Raw genomic sequence first — 4043 nt, forward strand, 5'->3', positions numbered from 1 at the left:
GCTAACACTTCTTCTATAGTCGCGCCCGCATCTTTGGCAACGCGCTTAAACTCACGGTATGCCGCGTCAAGTATCACGTCAGGTACGTGCATTGGCAGACGGTCATTTTCTTTTCTTAGTTTTCGTTCTTCCAAAAAATCCAGCGCCTGCAATAAATCGCCCACTTCTTTGAGTTTAGCTTTGCGCTTTTCTTCGTCCATAATGAATATCCAGCCATGCACAGAACGACTCTCAAACACGGTATAAATATCTAAGTCGTGTATCTCAGCCAATGCTGCAATCGTTCGCGATGCAACTTTAGCGCTGCTATCGATATCACTTGCCAGCACAAGCTTCTTGCTAAGCAATGCAGTAAGCATTTTTTGCTTTTCTTCAGCATAGCCACTGATAGGCTCTGGCAACTCATAGCGCTCAAAGTCATCTAAGACAAAGTAAGAGGTGTTGCTTCTGACGCGCTGTATGCGAGCAATAACAAGTCCTTTTACTCTAGTAATCCAGCGAATATCTGTGTACTGCGTTTGATACTCTGCATAACCACCTTTGCATTGCTTTTGCGGTATCTGCTCAATCTTGCCACCTGATTTAAGCGTACTTATCATAGCCATACGTCTTTCGATTGCCGCTGCTTCATCAAACGCCGCTTTACTGCTATTGCGTTTTGCGTACTTGCGCTTTGGCGCTGCTGCTGGTCTGACTGTTTTGCTTTTAACCGCTTTAGATAGCACTGGCGTACGCTCTCTTTTTTGACGATGAATAGCAGTACCATCCGCCAAACGTGCCTGCGCCTCACGGTACTCAGCTTGCGCTCTTGCCTCTGCTTCTCTGCGTTTCTGTCCTTGGAGAGCTACAAATAGCTGATCGTTAGTACGCTGAATTTTGCGCTTTGGTGCATCAGGCGCATCAAGGTCAGTTGCGCCCACTTCTTCTAAGTATTCAGCTACCGCTGATTGCCAGTCGGGATTAACTGGTTTTGGATAATTGCTAATATCTGAAAATACCTGCTCTCTTAACATCACTGCCCCCACATTCTGTATAACGTTGTCAGCACAATTAATACGGCTGCTACGTGGATCAATATGTACGACGCTTTCCAAAACGCAGCGTCGTCTGCCACGATGTCTTGGCGTTCTTGTTTTATCTCGTTTTCAATATTCAATCTTGCGACTAGCAGTGTCGGTCTGACATCGTTCTTAGGAGCTACCAAGCTCTTGCAAGCCTCTATGCAGCGCATGAGTAACCCAAGCATATTGTTTGGATTGGTATTCAAGCCTGATAGGCCAGTTCCTCGGCTATAGCGTACGTCGTCACTTGCGTCATACATGCCAGCGTCGTTTTGAAAGAAGTCATCAACCGCGTCTAAACGCTGGAAATGGTCCTTTGATATACGAAACAGTATTTCGATTTTTGCCGCGTCATAGCACTTGGCATTGGCTGGCACGACCTTTAGGCCGCAAAGCGCGAGCATGTCGCAAAAGCGAACGACTTGGCTTTCTGGGTTTTTCGCATCTAGCCAGCGGCCGACTGTGCTTGACTCTACGCCAAGGCATTTAGCGACATTTACCTGCCTAGTCTCTGCAACTGCATGCAAGATGTCTGATTGCATATTGCGTGACCGTTGCACTCTTTCGGGCGATAATTGGTTTATGGACATGGTTTAACTCCGTAGTAGTAGTGGTTAAGCGTGTTCAGTTTGCTCTGCTTGATCATTGATTTCTGCTAGCTTTGGACATAATTCGTCAGCCTTAACTGCTCCTTTGGTGATAGCCTCTGCGCGCATAGCATTAAAGCTGTTAACGCCATGGACGCAATTCAACCAACCGCTTACTGTGCCCTGCTTAACTTTTAGGGCTTTAGCAGTTGGTATTTGACCTCCAAAGTATTCGATCAAGCGAACAACTGGCTCGAATTTCTCTTTAGGTTGTGAGTTCATAGTCAGATACCTTTATTTATTTACTCAATAATAAAGGTAAGCCTTTATTTAGTCAATAATTAATAACGGCGTGCCTGTTTGCGCAAGTATAGGAACGCCTATAAAATAGGATAGGTTTAAACTGGAGGGTTTTATGGAACTAAAAGACAGGCTTAAGAAGGCTCGTAAGTACGCCGGTCTCACTCAAAAAGAAATTGAAAGCCGAATCAAAGGCCTTAAACAATCTAGTTATAGTGAATTAGAAAGAGGTGAAAGCAAAAGCTCTACCAAGTTGATAGAGCTGGCAACATTGTTTCAAGTTGACCCAGTGTGGTTGGCTACCGGTGATGGTGAAATGCTAACCAAGCCAAGCCCATCTGATTTGATGCAGAAAATAAAAGATATTGAGAATGGCGGTGCTAGATATAGCAGCATTGCACCGAAAGGTACGGTAAACGCGCCTATGGTGGATGTTTCAGATGAAGTGCCTATTTTAAGCTGGGTAGCGGCTGGCAGTTGGTCTAACGTGGAAGCAGTTACTTTTGATGATGCTATAGGCAAGGTATCAAGACCGAAAAACCTATCAAAGAATGGTTTTGCCTTGATTGTCCGAGGTGAGAGTATGCTGCCTAAGTTTGATCCAGATGACATTATTTACGTTGAGCCTCAAACTGGGTTGTTTGCGCTAAAAAACAATGATCTTGTGATAGTTCAGTGCAACGACGACACGGAAGCTACATTCAAGCAGCTGGTGCTTGGCGAAACATCGGAAGATATGTACTTGCGCCCTCTCAATCCAAACTGGCATGAGCAAAAAATGCTACCAATGGGTGACTGCAATCTAGTAGGCAAGGTGGTGGGTAAATATGTCAAATACTAATGATTGGACGTACGTTTGGATATGTCATTTTTTAAAGCATTCTAAGCCAGTGGAAACACTGCCGGCTGGCTGGTGTGTATACCGCGAAGCTTTAGACTGGGATTAGCTTTATGCGTACCCGCCAGCACGCTTGAGACTGGCTATAAGGAAATAACTATGATTAATGGTATGAATATAGAAGGTCCTATTGAAATAAAAGACAACAGCGCCGAGCGTGTTGCCTATGAATTGATGATAGATATAGCTAATGCTGAAAGCCCTGAGTATGATCGCCAAAATGCAGATAAACAGAATAACCCGAGGTTATACTATTTATCTCTTTACGCTGAATGCTTGACAGTAGCGACAGGAGGACTTGTCCCTAAGTCTGTTTCTTCCCCAAAATAAAGGACGTTAATTCTTCAGCAATACGTATAATATCACTGGAGTCTTTGAGGTTTGGCCGTGTGTTAGATAGCAGCAAATGAATAACCTCACGTCTAACTTCGATTTCAGATAGCATAACGTTCACCCTTAACAATTAATTTCATATTACTTTATCACTAAACCGCCTTCATTGGCGGTTTTTTTGTGCCTAAATAAAGGCATACAAATATCTTTTTATTAATTTACCTTTATTTACCGATATTAAACTTGACTTGTAATATCGGCATACCTATAATTAAATACATCAAAACGGCAATCGCCCTGCGAGCAATCGCTAAAACTATTTAACAACGGTCTATGACCACTACTACGGAGATAAAGGCATGGCATGTAAATGCTTAGAAGATTTACCCGAAAAGATTATCGCTCATTGCAACCAACCGCAAACACCAAAGCAACCGCCAGTGTTAAGAGCAAGATTTAAAGACGTGGTTTTCCCAATGTATAACGGCGAGATTACCACGGCGTTAAAAGCAGATGTTTTGCTGAATGTTGAAGGTCGAAAGACGCAAAAGAAAACAACTATGACGTTCGTTTACTGCCCTTTTTGCGGCGTAAAGTATCAGGAGGATGTATGAGCGAAGTAGATAGTAAATCTGTAGGAATCGAGCAAATGGATCTCATGCTTGCGACTGGCGCGCTTGAGATGGTTGTCGAGATAGGGATTTCAAAAGGACACCCTATGGAAGATGAAAAGTTAGCGCTTAGCAGACTAAAGGCTGCGCTTGGCGTAACAGTTTAGTTTTTAAGTTATTACAACATAGCCGATTGGCTCGCCAGTCGTCTATCTCGTAACAACTCCCTCAATAACATAAGGACCATCTTATG

General features: G+C 43.6%; 6 protein-coding genes. 3 read left to right on the forward strand and 3 right to left on the reverse strand.

Annotated elements, in window-relative coordinates; genetic code table 11:
• The 3 genes from V7D75_RS14310 to V7D75_RS14320 form a co-directional block, all read right to left on the reverse strand.
• Window positions 1–1013: hypothetical protein (locus V7D75_RS14310; RefSeq protein ID WP_333615103.1), on the reverse strand; the 1013-nt coding region annotated here is incomplete at its 3' end.
• A complete protein-coding gene (locus V7D75_RS14315) occupies window positions 1013–1603 on the reverse strand; it encodes a hypothetical protein (RefSeq protein WP_333615104.1) in 591 nt (196 codons plus the stop codon). The genes V7D75_RS14315 and V7D75_RS14310, both read right to left, overlap by 1 nt.
• A 72-nt stretch (window positions 1604–1675) precedes the next feature.
• Complete coding sequence (locus V7D75_RS14320) at window positions 1676–1930, reverse strand: Cro/CI family transcriptional regulator (RefSeq protein ID WP_333615105.1); 255 nt, start codon at window positions 1928–1930, stop codon at window positions 1676–1678.
• Between the two features lie 133 nt (window positions 1931–2063).
• On the opposite strand from V7D75_RS14320, the gene V7D75_RS14325 reads away from it, so the two are divergent.
• The 3 genes from V7D75_RS14325 (at window position 2064) to V7D75_RS14335 (ending at window position 3957) form a co-directional block, all read left to right on the forward strand.
• A complete protein-coding gene (locus V7D75_RS14325; protein WP_333615106.1) occupies window positions 2064–2789 on the forward strand; it encodes a helix-turn-helix domain-containing protein in 726 nt (241 codons plus the stop codon).
• 156 nt (window positions 2790–2945) lie between these two features.
• Window positions 2946–3176, forward strand: a complete 231-nt coding sequence (locus V7D75_RS14330; protein ID WP_333615107.1) for a hypothetical protein — start codon at window positions 2946–2948, stop codon at window positions 3174–3176.
• 613 nt (window positions 3177–3789) lie between these two features.
• Entirely contained in the window at window positions 3790–3957 is a 168-nt protein-coding gene (locus V7D75_RS14335) for a hypothetical protein (RefSeq protein WP_333615108.1), read from the forward strand.
• Window positions 3958–4043 lie beyond the last annotated feature (86 nt).

Origin of the sequence: Psychrobacter sp. (assembly GCF_036731945.1) — a bacterium.
Classification (GTDB): Bacteria; Pseudomonadota; Gammaproteobacteria; order Pseudomonadales; family Moraxellaceae; genus Psychrobacter.